This is a genomic window from Actinomyces ruminicola (assembly GCF_900103885.1).
Taxonomy (GTDB): Bacteria; Actinomycetota; Actinomycetes; order Actinomycetales; family Actinomycetaceae; genus Actinomyces; species Actinomyces ruminicola.
Genome location: NZ_FNIM01000005.1, coordinates 57,234 through 82,053, shown reverse-complemented (window position 1 = coordinate 82,053; position 24,820 = coordinate 57,234). Strand labels below are relative to the sequence as shown.

At 71.1% G+C, this 24,820-nt stretch carries 23 protein-coding genes; 13 read left to right on the top strand and 10 right to left on the bottom strand.

The genetic code is table 11. From position 1 onward, the window contains the following. Positions 1–153 precede the first annotated feature (153 nt). Positions 154–645, top strand: a complete 492-nt coding sequence (locus BLR49_RS06050) for a 2-thiouracil desulfurase family protein (protein ID WP_245690504.1) — start codon at positions 154–156, stop codon at positions 643–645. Positions 646–989: 344 nt separating this feature from the next. Here BLR49_RS06050 and BLR49_RS06045 read toward each other — a convergent pair whose 3' ends face one another. From BLR49_RS06045 to BLR49_RS06030, 4 genes are all read right to left on the bottom strand, one after another. Further along, positions 990–2,033, bottom strand: a complete 1,044-nt coding sequence (locus tag BLR49_RS06045; protein WP_092534996.1) for an ImmA/IrrE family metallo-endopeptidase — start codon at positions 2,031–2,033, stop codon at positions 990–992. Positions 2,034–2,066: 33 nt separating this feature from the next. Then, positions 2,067–2,771, bottom strand: a complete 705-nt coding sequence (locus tag BLR49_RS06040) for a hypothetical protein (RefSeq protein WP_092534993.1) — start codon at positions 2,769–2,771, stop codon at positions 2,067–2,069. Between the two features lie 239 nt (positions 2,772–3,010). After that, positions 3,011–3,622, bottom strand: coding sequence for a class I SAM-dependent methyltransferase (locus BLR49_RS06035; protein ID WP_092534990.1), 612 nt, complete (start codon positions 3,620–3,622; stop codon positions 3,011–3,013). A gap of 50 nt (positions 3,623–3,672) precedes the next feature. After that, positions 3,673–5,109 carry an MFS transporter gene (locus tag BLR49_RS06030; protein ID WP_245690503.1) on the bottom strand — a complete coding sequence of 479 codons (1,437 nt, stop codon included), beginning with the start codon at positions 5,107–5,109 and terminating at the stop codon, positions 3,673–3,675. A 109-nt stretch (positions 5,110–5,218) separates the two neighbouring features. Here BLR49_RS06030 and hflX point away from each other — a divergent pair, with 109 nt between their 5' ends. From hflX to BLR49_RS06015, 3 genes are all read left to right on the top strand, one after another. Beyond that, positions 5,219–6,832, top strand: coding sequence for a GTPase HflX (hflX, locus tag BLR49_RS06025; RefSeq protein ID WP_092534987.1), 1,614 nt, complete (start codon positions 5,219–5,221; stop codon positions 6,830–6,832). Between the two features lie 122 nt (positions 6,833–6,954). Continuing rightward, entirely contained in the window at positions 6,955–8,907 is a 1,953-nt protein-coding gene (locus BLR49_RS06020; protein WP_483860450.1) for an ATP-dependent DNA helicase, read from the top strand. A 118-nt stretch (positions 8,908–9,025) separates the two neighbouring features. Beyond that, positions 9,026–10,030: an L-lactate dehydrogenase gene (locus tag BLR49_RS06015; protein WP_092534981.1), complete on the top strand. Its 1,005-nt coding sequence runs from the start codon at positions 9,026–9,028 to the stop codon at positions 10,028–10,030. Between the two features lie 62 nt (positions 10,031–10,092). Here the strand turns inward: BLR49_RS06015 and lexA are convergent, their stop codons facing one another. After that, positions 10,093–10,866: a transcriptional repressor LexA gene (lexA, locus tag BLR49_RS06010; RefSeq protein WP_092534978.1), complete on the bottom strand. Its 774-nt coding sequence runs from the start codon at positions 10,864–10,866 to the stop codon at positions 10,093–10,095. A 221-nt stretch (positions 10,867–11,087) separates the two neighbouring features. Here lexA and BLR49_RS06005 point away from each other — a divergent pair, with 221 nt between their 5' ends. Beyond that, a complete protein-coding gene (locus tag BLR49_RS06005) occupies positions 11,088–11,681 on the top strand; it encodes a LysM peptidoglycan-binding domain-containing protein (RefSeq protein ID WP_092534975.1) in 594 nt (197 codons plus the stop codon). A 98-nt stretch (positions 11,682–11,779) separates the two neighbouring features. Beyond that, the gene (gene nrdR / locus BLR49_RS06000; protein ID WP_092535161.1) at positions 11,780–12,229 is read left to right on the top strand and encodes a transcriptional regulator NrdR; all 450 of its coding nucleotides are present in this window, start codon (positions 11,780–11,782) and stop codon (positions 12,227–12,229) included. Between the two features lie 123 nt (positions 12,230–12,352). Here nrdR and BLR49_RS05995 read toward each other — a convergent pair whose 3' ends face one another. Then, positions 12,353–13,492, bottom strand: a complete 1,140-nt coding sequence (locus BLR49_RS05995; RefSeq protein WP_092534972.1) for a glycosyltransferase family 4 protein — start codon at positions 13,490–13,492, stop codon at positions 12,353–12,355. A gap of 134 nt (positions 13,493–13,626) precedes the next feature. Continuing rightward, positions 13,627–14,367 (bottom strand): IclR family transcriptional regulator, encoded by a 741-nt coding sequence (locus BLR49_RS05990; protein ID WP_092534969.1) that lies wholly within the window; start codon positions 14,365–14,367, stop codon positions 13,627–13,629. Between the two features lie 129 nt (positions 14,368–14,496). Between BLR49_RS05990 and leuC the strand changes: the two genes are divergently transcribed. The 5 genes from leuC (at position 14,497) to BLR49_RS05965 (ending at position 20,169) form a co-directional block, all read left to right on the top strand. Further along, a complete protein-coding gene (gene leuC, locus BLR49_RS05985) occupies positions 14,497–15,915 on the top strand; it encodes a 3-isopropylmalate dehydratase large subunit (protein WP_092534966.1) in 1,419 nt (472 codons plus the stop codon). Between the two features lie 35 nt (positions 15,916–15,950). Continuing rightward, positions 15,951–16,634 carry a 3-isopropylmalate dehydratase small subunit gene (gene leuD / locus BLR49_RS05980; RefSeq protein ID WP_092534963.1) on the top strand — a complete coding sequence of 228 codons (684 nt, stop codon included), beginning with the start codon at positions 15,951–15,953 and terminating at the stop codon, positions 16,632–16,634. Between the two features lie 188 nt (positions 16,635–16,822). Then, entirely contained in the window at positions 16,823–18,145 is a 1,323-nt protein-coding gene (murA, locus tag BLR49_RS05975) for a UDP-N-acetylglucosamine 1-carboxyvinyltransferase (RefSeq protein WP_092534960.1), read from the top strand. 141 nt (positions 18,146–18,286) lie between these two features. After that, complete coding sequence (locus BLR49_RS05970; RefSeq protein ID WP_092534957.1) at positions 18,287–19,120, top strand: lysophospholipid acyltransferase family protein; 834 nt, start codon at positions 18,287–18,289, stop codon at positions 19,118–19,120. Continuing rightward, positions 19,117–20,169, top strand: a complete 1,053-nt coding sequence (locus BLR49_RS05965; protein ID WP_092534954.1) for an NAD(P)H-dependent glycerol-3-phosphate dehydrogenase — start codon at positions 19,117–19,119, stop codon at positions 20,167–20,169. The genes BLR49_RS05970 and BLR49_RS05965 overlap by 4 nt, the downstream gene beginning before the upstream one ends. 320 nt (positions 20,170–20,489) lie before the next feature. Here BLR49_RS05965 and BLR49_RS05960 read toward each other — a convergent pair whose 3' ends face one another. After that, positions 20,490–20,882 (bottom strand): NUDIX domain-containing protein, encoded by a 393-nt coding sequence (locus BLR49_RS05960; protein WP_176765794.1) that lies wholly within the window; start codon positions 20,880–20,882, stop codon positions 20,490–20,492. 52 nt (positions 20,883–20,934) lie between these two features. Further along, the gene (locus BLR49_RS13860; RefSeq protein ID WP_092534948.1) at positions 20,935–21,690 is read right to left on the bottom strand and encodes an AMIN-like domain-containing (lipo)protein; all 756 of its coding nucleotides are present in this window, start codon (positions 21,688–21,690) and stop codon (positions 20,935–20,937) included. Positions 21,691–21,858: 168 nt separating this feature from the next. On the opposite strand from BLR49_RS13860, the gene BLR49_RS05950 reads away from it, so the two are divergent. Together BLR49_RS05950 and BLR49_RS05945 are read left to right on the top strand one after the other, a co-directional pair. Beyond that, positions 21,859–23,094 carry a D-alanine--D-alanine ligase family protein gene (locus BLR49_RS05950; protein ID WP_092534945.1) on the top strand — a complete coding sequence of 412 codons (1,236 nt, stop codon included), beginning with the start codon at positions 21,859–21,861 and terminating at the stop codon, positions 23,092–23,094. Next, complete coding sequence (locus tag BLR49_RS05945; RefSeq protein WP_092534942.1) at positions 23,081–24,202, top strand: thiamine-phosphate kinase; 1,122 nt, start codon at positions 23,081–23,083, stop codon at positions 24,200–24,202. The genes BLR49_RS05950 and BLR49_RS05945 overlap by 14 nt, the downstream gene beginning before the upstream one ends. Before the next feature lie 152 nt (positions 24,203–24,354). On the opposite strand, the gene rpmB is transcribed toward BLR49_RS05945, so the two are convergent. Continuing rightward, positions 24,355–24,546, bottom strand: coding sequence for a 50S ribosomal protein L28 (gene rpmB, locus BLR49_RS05940; protein WP_073327266.1), 192 nt, complete (start codon positions 24,544–24,546; stop codon positions 24,355–24,357). Between the last annotated feature and the right edge of the window lie 274 nt (positions 24,547–24,820).

Below are 24,820 nucleotides of genomic sequence, written 5' to 3'. Positions count from 1 at the left end.
TGGACTGAACGCGGGTGGGGCGGCGCCGGATTTCGGTGCCGCCCCACCCCGCTTCTTCGCCGAGATCGGTAGAAGTTACGTGCCGAAATCGGCATGAGCAACACGGGTTCGGCTCAGCGGCGTCGACCCGGGAACCCCGCTAGGCTGCTCGCCGTGAACTCTTCGTCTCGCGGTGGCCCGCTGCTAGTGAGTGCCTGTCTGGCCGGTTTCGCCTGCCGGTACGACGGCGCCGCCAAGCCGGACCGCGACGTCGTCGCCTTGGCCGCCGAGGGCCTGGCACTGCCGTTGTGCGCCGAGATCGTGGGCGGGCTGCCGATCCCGCGGCCGCCCGCTGAGATCGTCGGAGGAGACGGTGGAGATGTGCTCGATGGGAATGCGCGCGTAGTGACTCGAGACGGCGAGGATGTCACCGACGCCTTCATCCGTGGCGCCGACGCCGTGGCGACGGTAGCCGTTCAGGTCGGCTGCCCGGCCGCCGTGCTGCAGGAGCGCAGTCCCTCATGCGGCGTGAACACCATCTACGACGGCACTCACAGCGGCCGACGCAAGGAGGGGAGCGGCGTACTGACCGCCGCGCTGCACCGCCGTGGGATCGCCGTCGTCACCACGGGAACCGCCAGGGAGCGACGCGCCTGGCGGGCCTGAGGATGCGGCCATGCGCCAGTACGTCGTCGACACCTCACCGATCCTTCGCCACGCTCAGCGGCCGGCTGACGGCGCGCCGAGGCGGAGGCCGATACGAGATGGACTTGCCCGTCTACGAGTTGCGTCGCCTCGACGTCACCGATGAGATGGTGGCGGCCCTCGGCAGCTGCCCGACCGAGGCCTGGGTGGGGCGCGACCTGCTGTGCGTGTTCGACGACGAGGCGACGATCCGGTCCCTGGCTCCCGATATGGGGCGGGTTCAGGAGCTGTCCGGGCCTTGTGCCACGACACCGCCGCAGGGGGCTGTAGATGGGCGCCGTGTCCAGGAGCAGGCGGATCAGGGCTTAGGGCGCGACCGACAATGCTTGTCCGAGGGAAAATGCAGCCACATCATCGGGGCGCTGGCCGATGGCGCGTGCCCAGGCCGTCGGCGTCGTTCGAGACCGGCGCAGGTAATTCACCAGGGCGTCATGGATCCGCGAGCGCTCATAGGGGAGCGAGCTGCCCGGCTCACCGGTTTCAAAACCGCGGCGGGTGAGTTCGGCCATGAGCTGGCGGTGCCCCCAATCGGAAGCTCTTCCGACGTCGTGGACGGAGTGTGCGGCGGCGACGGCGGAGGTGCCGAAACGACGGGCGAGTGCGACAACAGCGTCCAGCGGTGGGGCGGAGGGCGTCATCGCGCGTACGGAATCGGGCGGAAGCAAGAGCGCTGCTGCAAAGACATTGGCCTCCCGTTCCAGCTCCCGGTCCGTGGCGGCGTCGCTCTTGGTGCTGGAGTGCATCAGGAGATGACCGAGTTCGTGGGCAAGATCGAAGCGGGACCGCTCCGGCGTCTTCCGGCGGGCGAGGAACACGTATGGGCGGGCATCCTGACCCCAGAAACTGAAGGCGTCGACGTCCTGCTCGGCCGCCGGGATACCCAGCACCCGAATGCCGTGGGACTCAACGAGCTGCACGAGGTTCGGCAGTGGGAAGTCGCCCAAGCCCCATTGCAGGCGTACCGCCTCAGCGGCCGCCTGAGGGGACAGACCCGGATCGAGTTCCGGAAGTGTGAGCGCAGGCAGGCCAAGCCGCCGGCTCATCTCGCTGAACATGTCCATTCCCAGAGACCCGAGGGCGGTGGCCTGGTGCAGGAGAACTGCGCTCGTACGGCGACGCGCTCTGAAGAAGATCCGCTCATCGGCCACCGTGGCAGCCGGATTCGCTTGGAAGAACGCCACGGGCTGCGCGGTGGCGGCAGCGAGCGCGTCGGCCCTGGTGACGGGGGCGCCGCTGTCTTCCCAGGTGGTGAGAGTACGAGTGGTCACGCCGACGGCGGTGGCCAGGTCTACCCGGGACAAGCCGCCGCGTTCGCGGGCGATCGTGACACGTGTGGGGTGGATGGACATGTCTTGATTGAGTCGATGCTGCCGGGATGAGTGTTATAGCGCCACCACGTCGAAGTCGACGTCGTCGGTGGGACGCCGTGGTGGGATCGCCTCGAGACCAACGGGCTCCAGCGGTACTTCCGGCAGGATGATGCGGGTATGCCACTGCGTGATGACGCCGTCGTCGCACGCAGTGGGGAGCGAGAGCTCGCAGCGAAGCGTGTTTTCACTGCGATCCCAGAAATACAACAGTATCCAGGTGCGCAGTGAAGCACCCCGAGCCACGGCGGTATCCACGGTTGTTGCCCCTTCGGACAGGTCGAGGGCGAGCTGGTGGACAAGCTGGATATGTGAAAGGACGGCGTTATCGTCAACCTCGCCGCGGAGGGTAGGACCCTTGCTTCTCGCGTTGGTGGGCCGTTGGTCTGGGTTTCCGGTGCTGGCGTTCCCTCCCATAACGGCGATGGCGGCAAGACCCTCCGGGCTTACCGAGCGGGGTGCATTGGCGCGGTCGTGGGCCTGCCAGCCGCGGATGTCCAGATACTTGCGTACGGCGCTGACGGTCTTCTCCCAGTGCTCAAAGCCGAAGGCGATGACGGGATCGAATGGCGTGTGTTGGTTGATGGCGGCTTGGAGCCCCTCGTGACATGCCTCGGTCAGGAGGTCGGCATCGAGCCCCATGACTGTTAGCTGTTGTGCGGCCGCCCGGCCCGTGAGAGCCACTCCGGGCGACGGTTGCAACGGGAACGACTCGGTCACGTCCGTGCCCCCTCAGTCTCTCCGACGAGTGTTCAAAACCGGAAGCAACTATACCCTGGAGACGATGGTCAGCAAACCCTGACCCGTGATCACGAACACAGCTGCTACTGGGGCGATGCGGTAGCGGGGGGAGCAACGGGGCGTGCTGTGTCCGCCGGGCTCGACGAGCCATTTCGACCGATCTCGGCACGTTACTTCTACCGATCTCGGCACGTAACTTCGACCGATCTCGGCGAGGGTCAGCGGGTGACGCGCAGGAGGCGGTAGCCCTTGGAGGAGGATTCCCGGTCCACCTGCCAGCCCTGTTCGCCCAGCCACTTGGCCAGCGAGTCCGCCCCCAGGTTGCGCTGCACCACGAGCCAGGCCTCCCCGGTGTCGGCCAGCAGCTCCAACCAGTCAGTCAGCAGCGCGTGCAGCGCCGGCTTGCCGATCCGCATGGGTGGGTTGGACCAGATCAGGTCCAAGCGCGTGCCCGAGCCGCGCAGCTCCTCCAGCAGTGCGTCGGCCGTAACGGCGCGCACGTGGGTGTGCCCGGCCTCGGCGGCGTTGCGCCCGGTCAGTTCCACCGCGCGCTCGTTGACGTCCGTGGCCAGCACCGTGGCCTGCGGGGCGGCGTCGGCAAGGGCCAGGGTGAGCGGGCCCCAGCCGCAGCCCAGGTCCAGGAAGGTGCCCTCCTGCGGCGGGTCGGCCACCTGCCGCAGCAGCACGCGGGTGCCCAGGTCCAGGCGGTCGGCGGAGAACACGCCGGAGGCGGTGGTCACGTCGTGCTCGGTGCCGCGGATGACGAAGTGGTGGCGCCGCTCCTCGGCGGGGGCCTCGGGGGAGGCGGTGAAGTAGTGCTGCTCGCTCACGCGGCCGACCCTACCGGGCGCGGGCGGCCGCGGTCATAAGCGATTCCGCTTCAGGCCGCCCGGCGGGCCAGCAGCGGGGTGAGGGCGAGGGCGAGGGTGAGCACCGCCGTCGTCGGCACCAGCAGGTTCGCCTGCACGCCGGCCGCCGACGGCGCCACGAAAGTGGTCGCCAGCGTGCCCAGGGCGGCAGCGCCGGCGGCGTTCGCCACGGTCGCCGACGTGGCCGCCCGCGCCTGGGAGATGCCGTCCGGCGCGCCGCCCAGGTCCTCCGGCGCGGTCACGCAGCGGATCATTGTGTCCTGGTGGATGATCCCCATCCCGGCGCCCGCCGTCGCGAAGCCCACGTGCAGCCCCCACCAGGGCGCCGCCCCGCCGAAGGCCGCCGTCAGCACGGCCCCGCCGATCGCCAGGCACGCCCCGCCGACGCCCACCCGCATCCGGTATCGGTGCGGCTCGCGGGCCGGATGCGCCGCCGTCCAAATGGCGATCGACGACCAGGCCAGCCCAGCGCAGGTCAGCGCCCAGCCGATCGCAGTCGGTCCCAGGCCGAGCACATCGTGGGCGGCGGGGGAGACCAGGTAGTCCAGCGTGAAATAGGCGGCGCACAGCCAGGCGAGCGTGGCCAGCGCCGCCCGCCGCCCCGGTAGCAGACGCATGGTCCCGGTGGGGAACACCCGGGCGCAGGCCCACACCACTGCGGCCGTCCCGGCCGCTCCGACCGGCGCGAACAGCGCCGACGCCGCGGGCACCGCCCCGATCGCCGCCACGCCGGCGGCCATCACCAGGGCCGGCACCAGCGGGGGATGGGACTCGTCGTCGCTCACGTGCAGGCCGCGGATCTCCCGGGCCATCACCAGGCGCGCCACCACCAGCAGCGGCACGTACACGACCAGTGCCCAGCGCCACCCCCATGCCTGCGACACCGCGGCCGCGTAGCCCGGACCGAGGATGGAGGAGACGACCCAGGTGGCCGACCCGGCTGCCAGGAACAGCCGCCGCCACGCCTCCGGCAGACCCGCCACCAGCACCCCCATGGTCACCGTCGCCAGGGCGCCGGCCGCCAGCCCCCGCAGCACCTCGCCGACCACGTACACGCCCACGTTCGGCGCCAGCGCCCCGGTTACGGCACCGGCCACCAGCACGGCGGTGAGTGCGGTCATGAGCCGGTCCGCGCGCCAGCGGGTGAGCATGCTGCCACCCAGCGGCATGGTCAGGAAGGTCGGCACCATGGCGGCCGCCGTCACCAGCCCGTAGTGGGCGCGGGCGCCCAGGTCTGTGGCCACCAGCGGCAGCACCGTCTGGTTGATGTAGGTCTGCATGCCGGCCAGCAGCTCCACCATCAGCATCGAGGCCGCCAGGTGCCCCACCGGCGTGGTGGCCAGGGCGCGCAACGACGGCGCGGGGGCCGTCGGCGTGGCCCCATCGCCGACCGCGCCGGGATCTCCGGCATCCGGAACGGCGAGAGGATCGGAGTCGGGGGAGCTCACCGCCCGAGCGTATCGGCCCGGGGCGCCGTTGCCCCAGCGACCGCCGACGGCGAACGCGGCCCGCGGGCACTCGGCAAGGAAGTGTCCAGGCAGTAGGATCTGAGCCCGCATGGAAAACACTCAGCATCTCAGCCACTCCGCCGACTCCGCCGTCACCGCCGACAACGACGCCGCTCGCGACGACGCGCCCGCCGTAGCCGCCGACGACCCCGCAGCGGCGCTCGCGTCCCGGGTCCGCTCCCGCGCCGGCACCGCCCTGGCCTCCACCGCCGGGCGCGCCGACTACGGCGACGCCGCCGACGCCGGTGCCCTGGAGCGCGAGGCCCGCGCCGCCACCCGTCGTGTGGCCGGGCTGTCCACCGAGCTGGAGGACGTCAGTGAGGTCGAGTACCGGCAGGTCCGGCTGGAGCGCGTGGTCCTGGTCGGTCTCGAACTGCCCGTTTCCGGTGCGCACCCGGTCCCGGGCCGCTCCGGTTTCGTCGGTCCCAACGGCGCGGCCGGATCCCAGGACGCCGAGACCTCCCTGCGCGAACTCGCTGCCCTGGCCGAGACCGCCGGTTCCGAGGTGCTCGACGCCCTCATCCAGCGCCGCGACCACCCCGACCCGGCCACCTACCTGGGGTCCGGCAAGGCCAAGGAACTGGCCGAAATGATCGCTGACAACGGGGCTGACACGGTCATCGTCGACGGCGAGCTGGCCCCCTCCCAGCGGCGCGCCCTGGAGGACGTGGTGGGCGTGAAGGTCGTGGACCGCACCGCGCTGATCCTGGATATCTTCGCCCAGCACGCCAAGTCCCGCGAGGGCAAGGCCCAGGTGGAGCTGGCCCAGCTGGAGTACCTGCTGCCGCGCCTGCGCGGCTGGGGCGAGTCCATGTCCCGGCAGGCCGGCGGGCGCGTCGCCGGCGGCCAGGGCATCGGCTCGCGCGGGCCCGGTGAGACCAAGATCGAGCTGGACCGCCGCCGCATCCGCCAGCGCATGGCCAAGCTCCGCCGCGAGATCCGCGCCATGGCCCCCTCCCGGGAGGTCAAGCGCGGCTCGCGGCGCCGCGGCCCCATCCCCTCGGTCGCCATCGCCGGTTACACCAACGCCGGCAAGTCCTCCCTCATGAACGCCCTCACCGGCGCCGGCATCATGGTGCAGGACGCCCTATTCGCCACCCTGGACCCGACCGTCCGCAAGGCCGAGGCAGCCGACGGACGCATCTACACCCTCACCGACACAGTCGGCTTCGTGCGCAACCTGCCGCACGAGCTGATCGAGGCCTTCCGCTCCACCCTGGAGGAGGTCGCCGAGGCGGACGTCCTCCTGCACGTAGTCGACGCCGCCCACCCCGACCCGCTCGGACAGATCGTGGCCGTCCACGCCGTCCTGGCCGACATCCCCGGCGCCATGGACGTGCCCGAGCTGATCGTGCTCAACAAGGCCGACCTCGCCGACGCCGTCACCCTTGCCGCCCTGCGCACCCGCCTGCCCGACGCGGCCGTGGTCTCCGCACGCACCGGCCAGGGGCTGCCGGCGCTGCGCGAGCGCGTCGAGGCCATGCTGCCGCGACCGGAGGTGGCAGTGGACGTCGTCGTCCCCTACTCGCGCGGGGACCTGGTCTCCCGCGTCCACGCCGACGGCGACATCGACACCGTCGAGTACGTCGAGGACGGCACCCACGTGGTCGCGCGCGTCGACGCCGCCCTGGCGGCCGAGCTGGCCGCCGTCGACGCCGGATGAGAACCGTGGGCGATACGGCGGCGCCCACCGCCGCGGCCGCCGGGACGGGTACGGCCCATGCCACCGGGAGTACCTCCGCCGGCCCCGAGGAGGAGCGCGCCCAGGAGGCGCTGGCCACTGCCGTGACCGCCCTCGGTGGCAGCCCGCGGGACGGACAGGCGGAGATGACTCGGTGCGTCTCCCGCGCCATCGCCACCCGCAGCCACCTGCTCGTGCAGGCCGGCACCGGCACCGGCAAGTCCCTGGCTTACCTGGTGCCCGCCATGGTGCATGCCGTCGAAGCCGGCGAGCGCGCCGTCGTGTCCACCGCCACCCTCGCCCTGCAGCGCCAGGTGCTCATCAAGGACGCGCCGCTGGCCGCCGACGCCGTCGAACGCACCACCGGCGTCCGGCCCAGCGTCGCCCTGCTCAAGGGCTGGCAGAACTACCTGTGTCGCCACCGCCTCGCCGGCGGCTACCCCGACGACGACTCCGACACCCTCTTCTCGGCCGCGGAGGCCACGCCCCGCGCCCGCGTTGGTGAGGGCACCGAGCAGAGCCTCGGTGAGCAGGTTGTGCGCGTGCGCGAGTGGGCCGCCGACACCGAGACCGGCGACCGGGACGACCTGGTCCCCGGTGTGTCCGACCGCGCCTGGGCACAGGTCTCGGTGACCGGCGCAGAGTGCCTGGGCACCAGCTGCCCCCTGCATGACGAGTGCTTCCCCGTGCTCGCCCGCGCCGCGGCCGCCGAGGCCGACGTGGTGGTCACCAACCACGCCATGCTCGGCATCGCCGCGGCCGGAAACCCCGGGGTACTGCCCGAGCACGAGGTGCTGGTGGTCGACGAGGCCCATGAGCTGGCCGACCGAGTGCGCTCCCAGGGCACGGTGAGCCTGTCGGCCACGGCGGTGGCCCGCGTGGCGGCCACCGCCCGTCGGCATGCCGGCGTCGTCGTCACCGACTTGGAGGAGGCCGGGCAGAACCTGCAGCTGGCCCTGGCGGAGCTGCCCGACGGACGCCTGACCGAAGGGCTGCCGCCCGCGCTCGCGGACGCCCTGACCCTGCTGGAGGCCGCCTGCCGGCAGGTGCTCACCGATGTGCGCGAGGCCGCCAAGGCGGCCGGGCCCGCCTCGGCGAGCGGCGACGCCGGAGCCGTGGCGCTGGCCCGCACCGCCGTCGCGGACATGACCGACGTCGTCGAGCGCATGACCTCCGACTCGGTGGCCCAACGACGCGACGTCGCCTGGGTGGAGCGGCCGCGCCTGGGCGCGGAGCCGCCCAGGCTGACACTGTCGCCCATTGACGTGGCGGGCTCGGTGGCGGATGCGCTCCTGGCGGACCGGGCGGCCGTGCTCACCTCCGCCACCCTCGCCCTGGGGGGCAGCTTCAACCCCATGGCGGCGACGCTCGGGCTCACGCTCGCCGACGCCGACTGGGAGGGCGTAGACGTCGGCACCCCCTTCGACTACGCGCGCCAGGGGATCCTCTACACCCCCACCCACCTGCCCCGCCCCGGGATGGGGATCTCCGAGGCGGCACTGGAGGAGGTGGTGGCGCTTGCCGAGGCCAGCCGCGGCGGCATGCTCGGGCTGTTCTCCTCCCGGCGGGCCGCCGAGGAGGCGGCTGGGGTGTTGCGCGAGCGAACCGGCCTCACCGTCTATGCGCAGGGGGAGGACCGGCTGCCCACCCTGGTGGAGGCCTTCGCGGCCGACGAGGACGCCTGTCTGGTGGGGACTCTGTCGCTGTGGCAGGGCGTGGACGTGCCCGGGCGCACCTGCCGGCTGGTGGTGATCGACCGCATCCCCTTCCCCCGGCCCGACGACCCGGTATCCCAGGCGCGCAGCGAGGCCGTCACGGCCGCGGGCGGCAACGGCTTCATGACCGTCTCGGCCACCCACGCCGCCCTGCTGCTGGCCCAGGGCGCGGGCAGACTCGTGCGGCGGGCGGACGACCGCGGCGTCGTGGCCGTCCTCGATCCACGGCTGCGTACGGCCCGTTACGGCGCCTTCCTGGCTCGCTCCATGCCGCCGCTGTGGCCCACCCGGGACCGCGACGTCGTCCTTGGGGCGCTGGGTCGGCTGGCTGCCGGGCAGTGAAGCCGGATGGAGGCGAATTCTCTCGTACTCGTGCGGCGCCGGGAACGACCGCGTACCCTTGGCCCTGGGTGGGCCAACTCACCAAATCCTGACAACCGTCCAGATACGGAGGAACACAGTGTCAGATTCCACGATCACCAACAGCGCGCAAGGTTCATACCCCACGGCCCGCTCCGGCCGTCCTTCCAAGGTCGCCATCATCGGCGCCGGCGCGGTTGGCTCCACGCTCGCCTACGCCTGCGTCACCAAGGGCGTGGCACGGGAGATCGTCCTGCAGGACATCGTCAAGGAGAAGGTCGAGGCCGAGGCCCTCGACATCGCCCAGGGCATCCAGTTCACCTCCGCCGGGGCCGTGTCCGGGTCGGACGACCCGGAGATCTGCCGCGACGCGGACGTCATTGCCGTCACCGCGGGCGCCAAGCAGAAGCCCGGGCAGTCCCGCCTGGAACTCGCCGGCGCGACCGTCGGCATCATGGAGAAGATCCTGCCCAAGCTGGTGGAGGTGGCGCCGAATGCCATCTTCGTAATGGTCGCAAACCCGGTCGACGTGGTCACCTACTGCTCCAAGAAGATCACCGGGCTGCCCGAGAACCAGATCTTCGGCTCCGGCACCGTTCTGGACACCGCTCGCATGCGGTACCTCGTCTCCCTGGAGACCGGCACCGCCACCCAGAACATCCACGGCTACATCGCCGGCGAGCACGGCGACTCGGAGGTCGCCCTGTGGTCCTCCACCGAGATCGGCGGCGTGCCGATCACGCAGTGGGGCAAGACCCTTGACGGCGGCGTGTTCGACCAGGCCAAGCGCGACCGCATCGCCCACGACGTGGTCCGCTCCGCCTACCGCATCATCGAGGGCAAGGGTGCGACCAACTACGCCGTCGGCCTGGCGGTCTCCCGCATCATCGGGGCCATCCTCAACGACGAGCAGCGCGTGCTCACCATCTCCCCGCTGCTGGACAACTGGCACGGAATCTCCGACGTGTGCATGGCGGTGCCGACCATCGTCGGCCGCGAGGGCGCCGGGCGGCGGCTGGAGCTGCCGCTCACGCTCGACGAGCGCGACCGGCTGACCGCCTCCGCCGAGCGTCTGCGTGAGGTGGCTCGCGGCCTGGGCTACTGATCCCGCCGCGGTCGAATGGTGGAGGGGCCGACCCCGGATGGGGTCGGCCCCTCCACCATTGTCTACAGAGCCCGCAGCACGGTGACGACCTTGCCCATGATCGTCGCCTGATCCCCCGGGATGGGAGCGTAGTCGGGGTTGCGCGGCAGCAGCCACTGGTGCCCGTCCTTGCGGGAGAGCACCTTGACTGTCGCGGAGGCGCCGTCGACGTCCTCGACCATCGCGGCGACGACATCGCCGTTTTCCGCGTCCGGCTGGGCGCGCACGACCACCCAGTCGCCGTCGCAGATGGCGGCGTCGATCATGGAGTCGCCGTGCACCTCCAGCATGAACAGCTCACCGTCGCCGGTCAGACGGCGGGGGAGTGCCAGCACGTCCTCAACCTCCTGCTCGGCCAGGATCGGTGAGCCGGCTGCGATGCGTCCCACCAGCGGCACGGCCACCGCCTCGCCGTCGGCGACGCCGGGCAGCACGGGCAACGACGGCTCCGGCGCGGAGGGGGAGACGGGGGCGACGATGTCCGGCTCGGCGGCGGGCTCAACGATCTCCAGGGCACGCGGCCGGTTGGGGTCGCGCCGCACCAGGCCGAGGCGCTCGAGCTTGTCGAGTTGATGCTTGACCGAGGAGGGGCTGGTCAGGCCCACCTGGGCGCCGATCTCCCGCATGGAGGGGGGATAGCCGCGCGCGGCGACCGCCTCGCGCACCGACTCGTAGACGGCTCGGGCGCGCGGGTCCAGAGACTGCAGGTCTGCCGGCGAGGGGCTTACGTAGGTGGCCGTGGGATCGGTTGCCGTGCTCACGCCGCGGTGGCCCGCCGGACGGGTGGTTGCGCTCATCGCCTGTCCCTCGTTCCCCGGGCTGCCGGCGGCCGGGTGGCCGGGTGCCGGTTAAGGAGCCCGAATTCATGTCGGTGGCCCGTGATGGCCTTGTCTTGTCAAGACTACGGCCGATCGTCCGAGCACTCAAACATGTGTTCGAAAACGCTCTGGACGTGTCGGCTGTGAACCGGTAATCTATCGAACAGACGTTCGTCGAACGTGTGTTCTAGGAGGGTTTCATGAGCGCGCTCGCCGTCCCACTGCCGCCGCGACTTCGGCTGGTATCCGCCGAGGACGGGCCGGCCTCCAGGCTGTCCGTGGTTCCAGGCGTATCGGGCGGGGCTGTGGCGCCCGCCGCTGAACGCGATGACGCGTTGGCGGACGCCTCGCGCCGTCCCCGACTGCGGCTAGTGACCGGCGGTGCTGCGTCGGCAGTTCCTAGTCCGCTGGAGCCGACTCGGCGCCCGGTCACCCCACGGCGCGCGCGGCCGCTCGCCGTCCCGGTCGTATCGGAGAATCCGGCGGAGGCGGCCCGTCCCGGGCGTAAGGCTGCGGCACCCCTGCCCGCCGTCGTGCGTCTGCTCCTCATCATCGGCGCTCTTGTCCTGGCGGCGGTGCTCGTGGTGGCGGGCGGCATTGTGCTCTCCGGATTCCAGTCTGCGCCGGTCGAGACCACCATCGCCACCGTGCAGTCCGGTCAGTCCCTGTGGGACATCGCCGTGGCCACCGGTGCCGGTGATGTCAACGAGGTCATGGCGCAGATCGTCGATCTGAACGGGTTGACCAGCTCCACCTTGCAGGCTGGGCAGACGCTTGTCGTCCCGGCAGGCTGACGATCGTCCCGCTGGGCCGGTGAAGCGCTTGCGGACCCTGCGCAGTACGCATAATCTCCGATTCGTATAAGTGACGAGGAGAACCGGAGGTGGTCGGCATGCGCTGTCCTTTCTGCCAGCACAGCGGGTCGCGCGTGGTCGACTCCCGCACCTCCGAGGACGGTTCCTCGATCCGGCGTCGGCGCCAGTGCACCAAGTGTGGGCGCCGCTTCACCACCATCGAGGCGGCGAGCCTGTCGGTGCGTAAGCGTTCCGGCGCCACCGAGCCCTTCTCTCGCGAGAAGGTCATCCGGGGCGTGCGCCGCGCCTGCCAGGGGCGTCCGGTCACCGACGATCAGCTCGCCCTGCTGGCGCACAAGGTCGAGGAGACCATTCGCGGTTCCGGGCACGCCATTGTCGACTCTCATGAGGTGGGCCTGGCGATTCTCGAGCCGCTGCGCGAACTGGACGAGGTCGCCTACCTGCGTTTCGCCTCCGTCTACTCGGGATTCAATTCGCTGGAAGACTTCGAGGCCGCCATCGCTGAGCTGCGTGCCCGGCACCAGTAACACGCCGGGACCTGCGCGAGTGACGTGCCGGGACCGACACCAATGAGGAGCGGTGTCAGGACCGGCTGCATCGCTGTTGGTGGGGTGTAGCGGTAAGTGGCGTCTGTATCTGGTGACATGCCCTCACCGGGCGTCGATGGCCTCCACCAGGCTGGCGACCAGGCCCGGCCAGGTCCACTTCTCGACCATGAGGGAGCGCCCGGCCGCCCCCATGCGCGCCCGCAGCTCTGGATCCGTCAGCTGGCGCACCAGGGCCGTGACCAGTGCATCCTCGTCTCGGCCGTTGACGACGTTGCCGGTTACGCCCTCCACAACGGTTTCCGGGGCCCCGCCGCTGGTGCCTGCGATCACCGGCAGGCCGGCGGCGGAGGCCTCAAGGAAGACAATGCCGAGCCCCTCGACGTCGAGCCCCTTCCCACGCGTGCGGCAGGGCATCGCAAACACGTCACCCATCGCTACGTGCCCCGGCAGCTCCTCGTAGGGAACCTTGCCGGTGAGGATGATCGCCTCGCGCACCGGAGAGGAGCGGCGCAGCAGCGCAAGCTTCTTCGCGTAAGGACCCCAGCCGACGACGACGAGACGTGCGTCCGGCACCTGCTCGACCACCCGCGGCCAGGCGGCAATCAGCGAGTCCTGTCCCTTGCGGGCCACGAGCCGGGACACGCATACGACCGTGGGGGCCTCCCCCAATCGGTAGCGGGCCCGCAGGGCGGCGCGCGCATCGGCGTCGGGGCGGAAGCGGTCGACATCGATGCCGCTGGGCAGGCGTAGCACCTCCTGCCCAGCGGGCAGGTGCCGACGCAGCTCACCGAGCGTGTAGTCGGAGATGTAAGTGACGACGTCGGCGTCGCGGAAGATCCTGCGCAGCGCCTGGCGGGCGCCGGGCACCATGCCCCAGCCGACCTCGTGGCCGTGCGTAGTGGCGATCACGCGGGTGGCCCCGGCCTGTTTCGCCGCGCGGCCCAGCAGGCCGAGCGGGGCGGCGGCCCCGAACCACACGGTTTCGATGCCGCGGTCGCGGATCAGCTGCTGCATGCGTCGGCGCACGTCCGGGGTCGGCAGAAGCATGTGGGTGGGCATGCGTACCACGTCGAAGGCGGCCTCCCGGTCGAAGGCCTCGGCGGCCGCGGGCCCCTCGGGCGGGGTGGAGGCCAGGACGGTGAGATCGGCGGCGGGCAGGCGCCGGGTGTAGTCATCCAGGTAGGACTGGATACCGCCTACAACGGGCGGGAAGTCGTTGGTGACGAGCAGGGTCCTACGCATGAGAGGGAGTCTAAGGGGAAGCGCGCCCACCGCGGGGGTGCGTGCCCCTGAAGGTGCCGACCGAACTCGGCACGTGACTTCTACCGATCTCGGCACGTAACTCCTACCGATCTCGGCGAGTGGGGGAGGCGGGGTCAGCCCTCGTCGTTGTTGCGCAGGACCTCGGACAGGCGGCGCGCCGCGGCGGCGACCACGGGGCCGTGCACGCGCCCGGGCTGGCGGCCCATGCGCTCGATCGGGCCCGAGATTGATACGGCCGCGATGACCTTGCCGCTGGCTCCGCGCACCGGCGCCGACACGCTGGCCACGCCCGGCTCGCGCTCGCCGACGGACTGCGCCCAGCCGCGCCGTCGGACGGCGGAGAGCATGGTGGCGTTGAAACGCGCACCCACCAGCCCCCGGTGCAGGCGATCCGGCTCCTCCCAAGCCAGCAGCACCTGTGCGCCGGAGCCGCCCTGCATGGACATGGTCGCCCCCACCGGGATGGAGTCGCGCAGGCCGATGGGGCGCTCGGCGTTGGCCACGCACACCCGGACGTCCCCCTGCCGCCGGTACAGCTGCGCGGACTCGTGCGTCTTGTCCCGCAGCGCCGCGAGCACCGGGCCGGCGGCCGCCAGCAGGTGGTCCTCCCCGGCGGCGGAGGCGAGCTCGTTCAGGCGCGGCCCCAGGATGAAGCGCCCCTGCGCGTCGCGGGAGAGCAGGCGGTGGAACTCGAGCGCCACGGCGATGCGGTGCGCGGTCGGCCGGGCGAGATGGGTGGTGGTGACCAGCTGTGCCAGCGTCGCCGGGCCGGCCTCCAGGGCGCTCATGACCAGCGCGGCCTTGTCGATGACGCCAACTCCGCTCCCGTTTTCGATGTCACCCAACGTGTCCATAATCTGATACTGCCATTCCGAGTGCTGAGACTTCAAGTAGCGTGGAGTCAGAAAAACGCCCGGTCTTTGATCGGTTCCGGCAACACGCCTCGGCACCGGGCGGAACGTCCCAGGAAAGGATGCGCAGCGATGGGAATGACTCTGGCACAGAAGGTTTGGCGTGACCACGTCGTCGCGCCGGGCACTGACGGAGCCCCCGACCTGCTCTACATCGACCTCCACCTGGTCCACGAGGTCACCAGCCCCCAGGCCTTCGAGGGGCTGCGCCTGGCCGGCCGCAAGGTCCGCCGCCCCGACCTGACCCTGGCCACGGAGGACCACAACACTCCCACCCTGGACATCGACCTGCCCATCGCGGACGTCACCAGCCGCACCCAGATCGAGACCCTGCGCGCCAACTGCGCCGAGTTCGGGGTGCGCCTGCACTCCCTCGGCGATGCCGACCAGGGCATCGTCCACGCCGTCGGCCCCCAGCTGGGCCTGACCCAGCCGGGCATGACGGTGGTGTGCGGCGACTCCCACACCTCCACCCACGGGGCCTTCGGGGCACTCGCCTTCGGCATCGGCACCAGCCAGGTCGAGCACGTGCTTGCCACGCAGACCCTGCCGGTCGCGCCCTTCAAGACCATGAGCGTGCTCATCGACGGCGACCTCCCCGCCGGGTCCGGCGCCAAGGACATCATCCTGGCCATCATCGCCAAGATCGGCACCAACGGCGCCCAGGGGCACGTCATCGAGTACCGCGGCCGCGCCATCGAGCAGCTGTCGATGGAGGCCCGCATGACCATCTGCAACATGAGCATCGAGGCCGGCGCCCGCGCCGGCATGATCGCCCCCGACGAGACCACCTTCGCCTACCTCAAGGGCCGCCCGCACGCCCCCGAGGGGGAGGACTGGGACGCCGCCGTCGCCTACTGGCGCTCGCTGCGCACCGATGACGACGCCGTCTTCGACACCGAGGTGGTCCTGAGGGCCCGCGACATCGAGCCCTTCGTCACCTGGGGCACCAACCCCGGGCAGGGGCTGCCCATCTCCGCCGCCGTCCCCAACCCCGAGGACATTGCCGACGAGACCCAGCGCCGCGCCGCCGAGCGCGCCCTGGAGTACATGGATCTGAGGCCCGGCACTCCGCTGCGCGACATCAAGGTGGACACCGTCTTCCTCGGCTCGTGCACCAACGGCCGCATCGAGGATCTGCGCGCCGCCGCCGAGGTCGTCAGGGGCCGCACCAAGGCGCCCGGCCTGCGCATGCTGGTGGTGCCGGCCTCCGCCCGCATCCGTCTGCAGGCCGAGGCCGAGGGACTGGACCAGGTGTTCAAGGACTTCGGCGCCGAATGGCGCAACGCCGGTTGCTCCATGTGCCTGGGCATGAACCCGGACCAGCTCGCTCCCGGCGAGCGCGCCGCCTCCACCTCGAACCGCAACTTCGAGGGGCGTCAGGGCAAGGGCGGGCGCACCCACCTGGTCTCGCCCGTCGTCGCCGCCGCCACCGCCGTGCGCGGCACGCTGTCCACCCCCGCGGACCTGCCGGCTGCCAGCGCCGCCTGAGCCGTACCGCCGACTGCCTGAGAAAGAAGCACGCCATGGAGAAGTTCATCCGCCACACCGGCATCGGCGCCCCCCTGCGCCGCAGCGCCGTCGACACCGACCAGATCATTCCCGCCGTCTACCTCAAGCGCATCACCCGCACCGGCTTCGAGGATGCCCTGTTCGCCTCCTGGCGGGCGAACGAGGCCGACTTCATCCTCAACCAGGACGCCTACAAGCGCGCCAGCGTGCTGGTGGCCGGACCCGACTTCGGCACCGGCTCCTCCCGTGAGCACGCCGTGTGGGCGCTGAAGGACTACGGCTTCAAGGTGGTGCTCGCCCCCCGCTTCGCCGACATCTTCCGCGGCAACGCCGGCAAGCAGGGGCTCGTGGCCGGCGTCATCAGCCAGGAGGACGCCGAGCAGCTGTGGAAGATCCTGGAAGCCGAGCCCGGCACCGAGATCACCGTGGACCTGGAGCGGCGTACCGTCGAGGCGGGCTCCTTCCGCACCACCTTCCAGATCGACGACTACGTGCGCTGGACCCTCATGGAGGGCCTGGACGACATCTCGCTCACCCTCACCCACGAGGACGCCATCCGCGCCTACGAGGATGCTCGCCCGGCCTTCAAGCCACGCACCCTGCCCGCCCGCCACGAGCCCGCCGTCGCGGTCACGCCCGCACGGGCTACGGACATGCCCGTGCCCGTCGGCTACCCCTTCCTGCGTCCGGGAGCCTGAGCTACCTGCTCGCGTCGTCGCTCGCCGCCGCACCGGTGAGTTGAAGGCCACGCCCCGGTTCGCTGTGAGCGGGCCGCGGATGCCTCCAGCCGCGGCCCGCCCGCCTATGCTGAGACCGTCCGCGCCCGGCGCGGCGGACGTCCGCAACCTACGGCGTCCGGTCTTCACCCGATTGCTCGGAGGTTTGCATGGTCGACGGTCTGCTCCAGGTCGAGGGCGGGCGCCCGCTCAACGGTGAAATCACCGTCCGCGGCGCCAAGAACCTCGTCCCCAAGGCGATGGTCGCCGCCCTGCTGGGTACCACGCCCTCCGTCCTGCACAACGTGCCGCTCATTCGCGACGTCGACGTCGTCTCCGGCCTGCTCTCCCTGCACGGGGTGAGCGTCGACTACGACCAGGCCGAGGGCGTCCTGCGCCTGGACCCCTCCAAGGTCGAGAGCGCCCACATGGCCGACATCGACGCCCACGCGGGCAGCTCCCGCATCCCGATCCTGTTCTGCGGCCCCCTGCTGCACCGGCTGGGGGAGGCCTTCATCCCCGACCTGGGCGGCTGCCGCATCGGGGACCGCCCCATCGACTTCCACCTGGACATCCTGCGCGGCTTCGGCGCGATCGTGGACAAGCAGCCCCAGGGCATCCGGCTGACCGCACCCGACGGGCTGCACGGCACCGTCATCGACCTGCCCTACCCGTCCGTCGGCGCCACCGAGCAGACCCTGCTCACGGCCGTGCGCGCGGAGGGGCTGACGGAGCTGCGCGGTGCCGCCGTCGAGCCCGAGATCATGGACCTGGTGGACGTGCTGCAGAAGATGGGCGCCGTCATCTCGGTGGACACCGACCGCACCATCCACGTCGAGGGCGTGGACGAGCTCGTCGGCTACAACCACCGTGCCCTGCCCGACCGCATTGAGACGGCCTCCTGGGCCTCGGCGGCGCTGGCCACCCACGGTGACGTGTTCGTCCACGGCGCCCACCAGAGCGACATGACCACCTTCCTGAACATCTTCCGCAAGGTCGGCGGAGCCTTCGACGTGCGCGAGGACGGCATCCGCTTCTACCACCCCGGCGGCGACCTCAAGAGCATCGTGGTGGAGACCAACGTCCACCCCGGGTTCATGACCGACTGGCAGCAGCCGCTCGTCGTCGCCCTGACCCAGGCGGAGGGCCTGTCCATCGTCCACGAGACCGTGTACGAGAACCGCTTCGGCTTCACCGGCGCCCTGCGCAAGATGGGCGCCACCATCCAGGTGTACCGGGAGTGCCTGGGCGGCACCGCCTGCCGCTTCGGGCAGCGCAACTTCTACCACTCCGCCGTCATCTCCGGTCCCACGCCCCTGCACGGTGCCGACATCGTGGTGCCCGACCTGCGCGGCGGCTTCTCCCACCTGATCGCGGCGCTCGCCGCGGAGGGCACCAGCCGCGTCGAGGGCGTGAACCTCATCGACCGCGGCTACGAGCACTTCATGAGCAAGCTCGCCGCGCTGGACGCCAACGTCACCCGCCTGGCCTGACCCGGGGCGGCAGATCCGCCCGGCCCGGGAGCGGGTCCGGCACAGAGCCCGCCTGCGCCGATAGCTAGTTCGGCCCGCGGTCATCCTTCCACCGGGCCTGCCGGGAGTGGGTAGAGTGCCGATGTGTCCAACACACGACGCATGACCCCCTTCTACCGCTTCGCGGCCAGGGGCGCGATCATTCCGTTTCTCAAGGCGGTCTCCAAGCAGCACGTGACCGGCGCGGAGAACATCCCCCGCGAGGGCGGCTTCATCGCGGTCGCCAACCACCTGTCCAACCTGGACCCGCTCACGGCCATGCGGGCGCTCGTGGACGAGGACGTACCCATCTACTCGCTGGCCAAGTCCCAGCTGTTCGAGATCCCCATTCTCGGGCACGTCTTCCGCGCCGGCGGGCAGATTCCCGTGTACCGGGACTCGGCCGACGCCGGCAACTCCCTGGTCGAGGCCGAGCGGCGGCTGCGGGCCGGTGACCCGGTCATGATCTTCCCCGAGGGCACCCTGTCCCGCGACCCGCTGCAGTGGCCCATGACCGGCAAGACCGGCGCCGCCCGCCTGGCCATGCGCACGGGCGCGCCCCTGCTGCCCATCGGCCAGTGGGGAGCCCAGAACGTCCTGGGCGCCTACGGCGGCGGCTTCCGCCCCTTCCCCCGCAAGGACGTGAACGTCCTGATCGGCAAGCCCTTCCACCTGACGGAGTACGGCTCGGACATCTCCGACCGGGACGCCGTGCGCGCCGCCACCGCCGAGATCATGCGGCGCATTACCGAACTGGTCGAGCAGCTGCGCGGAGAGAAGGCCCCCCGCCCCTTCGACATGAAGTACGACGGCGACCCGGGCAAGGGCAATATCGGCGTGCGCCGCCCCGATCCGCCGATGCCGCCCGCGGACCCGGACGACGGCGCCGGCGGCTCCGCGGCCAGCTCAGAGGGCCCTGTGACCGGTGACGGTTCCGGTGAGGAGCACCAGTCATGACCGCCACCGCCGCTGCCCAGCCGCAGGAGCCCGCACGCCGGGCCGCCGTCATCGGTGCCGGCGCGTGGGGCACCACCTTCGCCCGCCTGCTGGCCCAGGCGGGCACGCCCGCCGTCGTCTGGGCCCGTCGCCCGGAGCTGGCCGAGGAGATCAACGCCGGTACCAACACCCGCTACCTTCCCGGCATCCGCCTGCCGGAGACCGTCACGGCCACCACGGACATACGCGCGGCCGTCGCCGGAGCCGGGCTCGTCGTCGCGGTGGTGCCCGCGCAGACCGCCCGGAGCGTGCTGGCCCCGCTGCGCGGCGCCCTGGACGACGACGCGATCGTCGTCTCCCTGATGAAGGGGGTCGAGGCCGGCACGGGCCTGCGCATGAGCCAGGTCATCGCCGAGGCGCTCGACCTGCCCGCCTCTCGCATCGCCGTGATCTCCGGGCCGAACCTGGCCGATGAGATCGCCGCAGGCCAGCCCACCGCCACCGTGGTGGCCGCGGCCGATGAGGCGGTGGCGGCACGGGTAGCCGCCCTGTGCGCGACCGGCACCTTCCGTCCTTACACCAACACCGACGTGCTCGGTGTGGAGCTGTGCGGCGCGGTGAAGAACGTGATCGCGCTGGCCGTCGGCATCACCGCCGGACGCGGCTTCGGAGACAACTCCAAGGCCACTGTCATCACCCGCGGGCTGGTGGAGATCACCCGCCTGGGGATCGCGCTGGGGGCGAACCCCGAGACCTTCGCGGGCCTGGCCGGCATGGGTGACCTGGTGGCCACCTGCTCCTCGCCGCTGTCGCGCAACCAGACCTTCGGGCGGCGCCTGGGCGAGGGCATGAGCGTGGCCGAGGCGGCGGCCGCCTCGCGCGGGGTCGCCGAGGGCGCCAAGTCCGCCCGTGCCGTGCTCGACCTGGCGACCGCGCACGGGGTGGACATGCCCATCACCGCCGGGGTGGTCGCCGTCGTCGAGGGGGCCGCCACCGTGGAGGAGGTCAACGACGCCCTGCTGTCCCGCCCCCGCAAGGCCGAGGGCGTCAACGCCGCGCCGCTCGCCTGAAAGGCCGAGATCGGTAGAAGTTACGTACCGAGATCGGTCGTAATTGCGTGACCGGGTTTAGGGCTCCGTCTGCTCAGTTGCGCAAAAACAGAGTTCCCGTGTCCGGGCTTCTCCGGTCGATGACGACGGTTCGTCACCAACGACGACGGTTCGTCACTTGGCGCCAACGCTTCGGCACTTCCGGCGACGGTACGTACCCCCACCGTACGAACCGTCACAAGAAGGTGCGAATCGCTGACCAGAACATACGAACCCTGACGCGAAGGTACGAACCGTCGTTCGCCGCGAACCAGGGGGAGTGGCGCCTGAACACGCTCGTGCTATGTGCCCCCATTGCCGACCACGAGCCGGCCGATCGGGCCTCCCTGTTGCAGTGTTGCGGCGACACCTTCGGGGCGTACGTCGAGCGTAGAGAGCATGGACACCGGGAACCAGCGGAAGGTCAGATGATCCTCCACGGCACCGACCTCGCCGACGGATGCGGCCTGGATCAAGACGTTCAGCTCATGATGGCTGCCGGTGTCGTCCGTGTATGAGTGCTCGATGAAGCCAAACCCGTGCAGGTCGGTGACTTCGAGCTGGGCCTCCTCGATGAGCTCGCGCACCAGGCACTGCGACAAGCATTCGCCGCTCTCAAGGTGCCCGCCGGGGAGGAACCACCAGGAAGCGCCCGTGCTTTGGACAAGGAGGACCTCGTCCCCACGACGAATCACCCCGCGAACGATGATCTCCGTCGCGAGAGGTCGAAGCGGTATGGGCCCGTCGTCAGTCGTCGTTGGTGTCGTCGTCGGCCACGTCGATCACCAGGCGGGTCGGGTTCGTCAGCGTGAAGATCCGGTAGGTCTGCGAGTCGGTGCCGAGCACCACCTGGAACTGGTCCTCGAAGGCCAGATCGAGGTAGGCCTCCTCGATGCCCTCGTCATCGCCGACGGCGTCGAAGTCGAAGCGCACCGGCTCGGTGTACGCCACCGCCTGCTGCTCCTCACTGATCGGCATGGTGACCCCGGTGCCGGTAATCACCAGGGTGAAGTCGCCCCTGACGTCGATGGGGTCGCCCTTGCCCTGGGTGTGGGCCTGGTCGGTCCACTGCGCCGACCAGCCCGGTGTGCCCTCGCCGGAGAACTCCACCACGAAGCGGGAGTAGTCCTCGTCGTCGTGGGAGCCGATGCGCACCCCGGAGATAATCAACTCCGAGCCCGCGGCCGCCGCCTGACCGTCCGCGCCGGTGCCCCAGGCGGGCGCACCGGACGGGCTGGTCTCCTCCTGGATGAGTGAGCCGGTGGTGGTCGGCGTCTGGGAGGCGGTCGGCGACTGCGACGACGAGGCGTCGTCGGTTGCCGCAGCGGAGGCGGTGACGTCGCCCGAATCGGTGGACGCGGCTGGGGAGGATGCGCCTGCGGAGGCGGTGTCGGTCCCGGAGCCGGACCCGCAGGCGCCCAGGGTGATTGCGCCGGTCAGCAGCAGAGCCAGGGCGGGGATGAGTGCGCGACGGGTGCGGGGAAGCGGGCATGAGCGTTTCATGGCGTCTCCTGACCTCGGGTGAAGCATGTATGTGATGCCAATCATACGGAAGCGGTGGTGGTGATGCCTAGCGGGAGACCCGCGACGGAGCTCGTCGCGGTTTTGCACGGCCGACTCCGTAACGCGGCTTCACGGTGAAAACCGCCTGGTCGCGGTAGCGTTGCCACCATGTCGGCCCTCAATGTCACAGGCGCAGTCAGTACCGGTGAAAACGCGGACTCCACGCGCGCGCCCTCGTCGTCGGCTACTCCGCCGGGCCCGGAATCCCCGGCCGGTGGCAGCGCCCGCAAGCCACGGGTCGCCGTCGTCTTCGGCGGGCGCAGCGGTGAGCACACCATCTCCTGCGCCACCGCGGCCGGCGTGCTGGACGCCATTGACCGGGACCGCTACGACGTGCTGCCGGTCGGCATCACCCGGCAGGGACAGTGGGTGCTGGTGGATGACGACCCCGACGCGCTGCGCCTGAACGACGACCGCCCCCCGGTGGAGATCACCACAGGCGGGCTCGGCCGCGGCGAACTGGCCATGCGGCTGGGCGGCGGAAGCCTCACCGCCATCACCCCCACCGGCCCCCAGGTCCTCGGCGCCGTCGACGTCGTCCTGCCGCTGCTGCACGGCCCCTACGGTGAGGACGGGACCATTCAGGGCATGCTGGAGATGCTGGGTCTGCCCTATGTGGGCTGCGGCGTGCTCGCCTCCGCCGCCGGCATGGACAAGCAGGTGACCAAGGTGCTGCTGCAGGCCGCGGGCATCCCCACCGCCCCGCACGTGCTGGTGGAGCCGCACCGGTGGCGCCGGGATAAGGACGCCGTCCTGGCCGAATGTGCGGACCTGGCCCGCCCCCTGTTCGTCAAGCCCGCCCGCGCCGGCTCCTCCCTGGGCATCACCCGGGTGGAGCACCTCGCCGACCTGGAGGCGGCGATCGAGGCCGCCCGCGAGGTGGATCCCAAGGTGCTGGTCGAGTCCGGCATCGCCGGCCGTGAGATCGAGGTCGCCGTCCTCGCCGGCCACGGCGACGACGCCCCCCGCGTGGCCGAGCCCGGCGAGATCGTCATGGACGCCGCCCACGGCGCCGGCGAGTTCTACGACTACGAGACCAAGTACCTCGCCCACGACGCCGTCGCCATGGTGTGCCCCGCCCGGATCGCCCCGGAATCGCGCGAGCTGCTCATGCGCCGGGCCGCCGAGGCCTTCATCGCCATCGGCGGTGAGGGGCTGACCCGGGTCGACTTCTTCCTCACCCCGGGCGGGGAGGCCATCGTCAACGAGGTCAACACCATGCCCGGCTTCACCCCCTTCTCCATGTACCCCTACATGTGGCAGGTCTCCGGGCTGGCCTACCGCGACCTGGTCACCGAGCTGATCGAGCTCGCGCTGGAGCGCCCCACCGATGTCAATCGCTGAGGGCGCCGACGACGGCGGGCCGGCGTCCGCGGGCGGCTGTACGCCGGGGGCCGCCGTCGGTGAGTTGGGGGAGGAGGCACTGCTGGCGGCCTTCACCCCGTTGCTGCCGCAGGCAGAGCAGGAGGTGGTGCCCAGTGGGGACGATTGCGCCGTTGTCGCCGCCCCGGACGGCCGCTTCTGCGTGAGCACCGACGTGCTCGTCCAGGGAGAGCACTTCCGCACCGACTGGTCCACTGCTCGCGACATCGGGGCGCGCGCCGCCGCACAGAACCTCGCCGACATCGCCGCGATGGGGGCGCACCCGACGGCGCTGGTGGTCAGCCTGGTGCTGCCCCGCACTACCCCCGTCGCCTGGGTGCAGGACCTGGCCCGCGGCTTCGCCGACGCGTGCCGCGGCACGGGGGCGGGCGTGGTTGGTGGCGACCTCAGCGTCGGGGAGCGGGTGGTGATCGCCGTCACCGTCCACGGCGACCTGGGCGGCCGCCGTCCGGTGCTGCGCTCGGGCGCCCGAGCAGGCGACGTCGTCGTCCATGTGGGAACGCTGGGACGCTCGGCCGCCGGACTCGCGCTGCTGCAGGCGGGCCTGGACGACCGCGCCGGCGGGTCGGGCGAGGCCGCGGCCACCGCCCGTACCGGGATCGCCTCGGAGTGCATCGCCGTTTACCGGGCACCTTCCCCGCCCCTGAGCGCAGGCCCGGCGCTGGCCGACGCCGGAGCCACTGCCATGCTGGACGTGTCCGACGGGCTGCTGCGAGACGCCGGCCGGATCGCCCGAGCCAGCGGCGTCGTCGTCGAGATTGCCGAGCCGGATGACGCCCCCGGGGCCGGGAGAGTCGGCCTGTCCGCCGACCTGGCCGCGCTGGAGCCGGTGGCCGGGATGCTGCGGGAGGATGCTGCGGCCGCGCGGGCGCTGGCGCGGCAATGGGTGCTGACCGGGGGAGAGGATCATGGCCTGCTCGCCACTTTTGCGCCGACGGCGGTCCGGGAGCTGCCGACGTCGGCGCGCGTGATCGGGGCCGTGCGCGCCCGGCGGGTGGGCGAGGAGGCGGGCGTGCTGCTCGGCGGGCGCGTGCCCGAGCAACTCGGCTGGGATCACTTCAGGGCGTAGATGTCCGGCCCCGCCGCCATATCTACCGATTTCGGCACGTTACTTCTACCGATCTCGGCGAGGGAAGGGGCTGACGAAGTGAGCAAAGTGAAAGGCCGCCGTCCGCAGATGCGGGACGGCGGCCTCGGATGCCCTGCCGAAGCGGGACGCGCTCAGATGTTGCGCGTCACCTTGCCGGCCTTGAGGCAGGACGTGCACACGTTGAGGCGCTTGGGGGTGCCGTTCACGAGAGCACGTACACGCTGAATGTTCGGGTTCCACCGGCGGCTGGTCCGCACATGGGAGTGCGAGACGCTCTTGCCGAAGACGGGGCCCTTGCCGCAGACGTCGCACACAGCAGCCACGGTTCCACTCCTGAATCTTCTTGGTGTAAGCGCGCGGGCCCTTTGCCCGGCGCCGGGTCTACCGCCCGGCGACACGGGTCGCGGGCAACCCCAGCACCTTATCGGAATCCGCCCGTCGCCCCAAGCCGACGGGGTATGGGCTCGGGCACACGCCGCGTCGCGCGCGGAAGCGCGAAACATACCGCACCCGTTAATCTGGCCCCAGCGGATCCGCAGCTGCGGGCGCGAGCTCCCGTAGCCGAGCGCCCGCCGACGTGAATCGGCAGCACGCGAG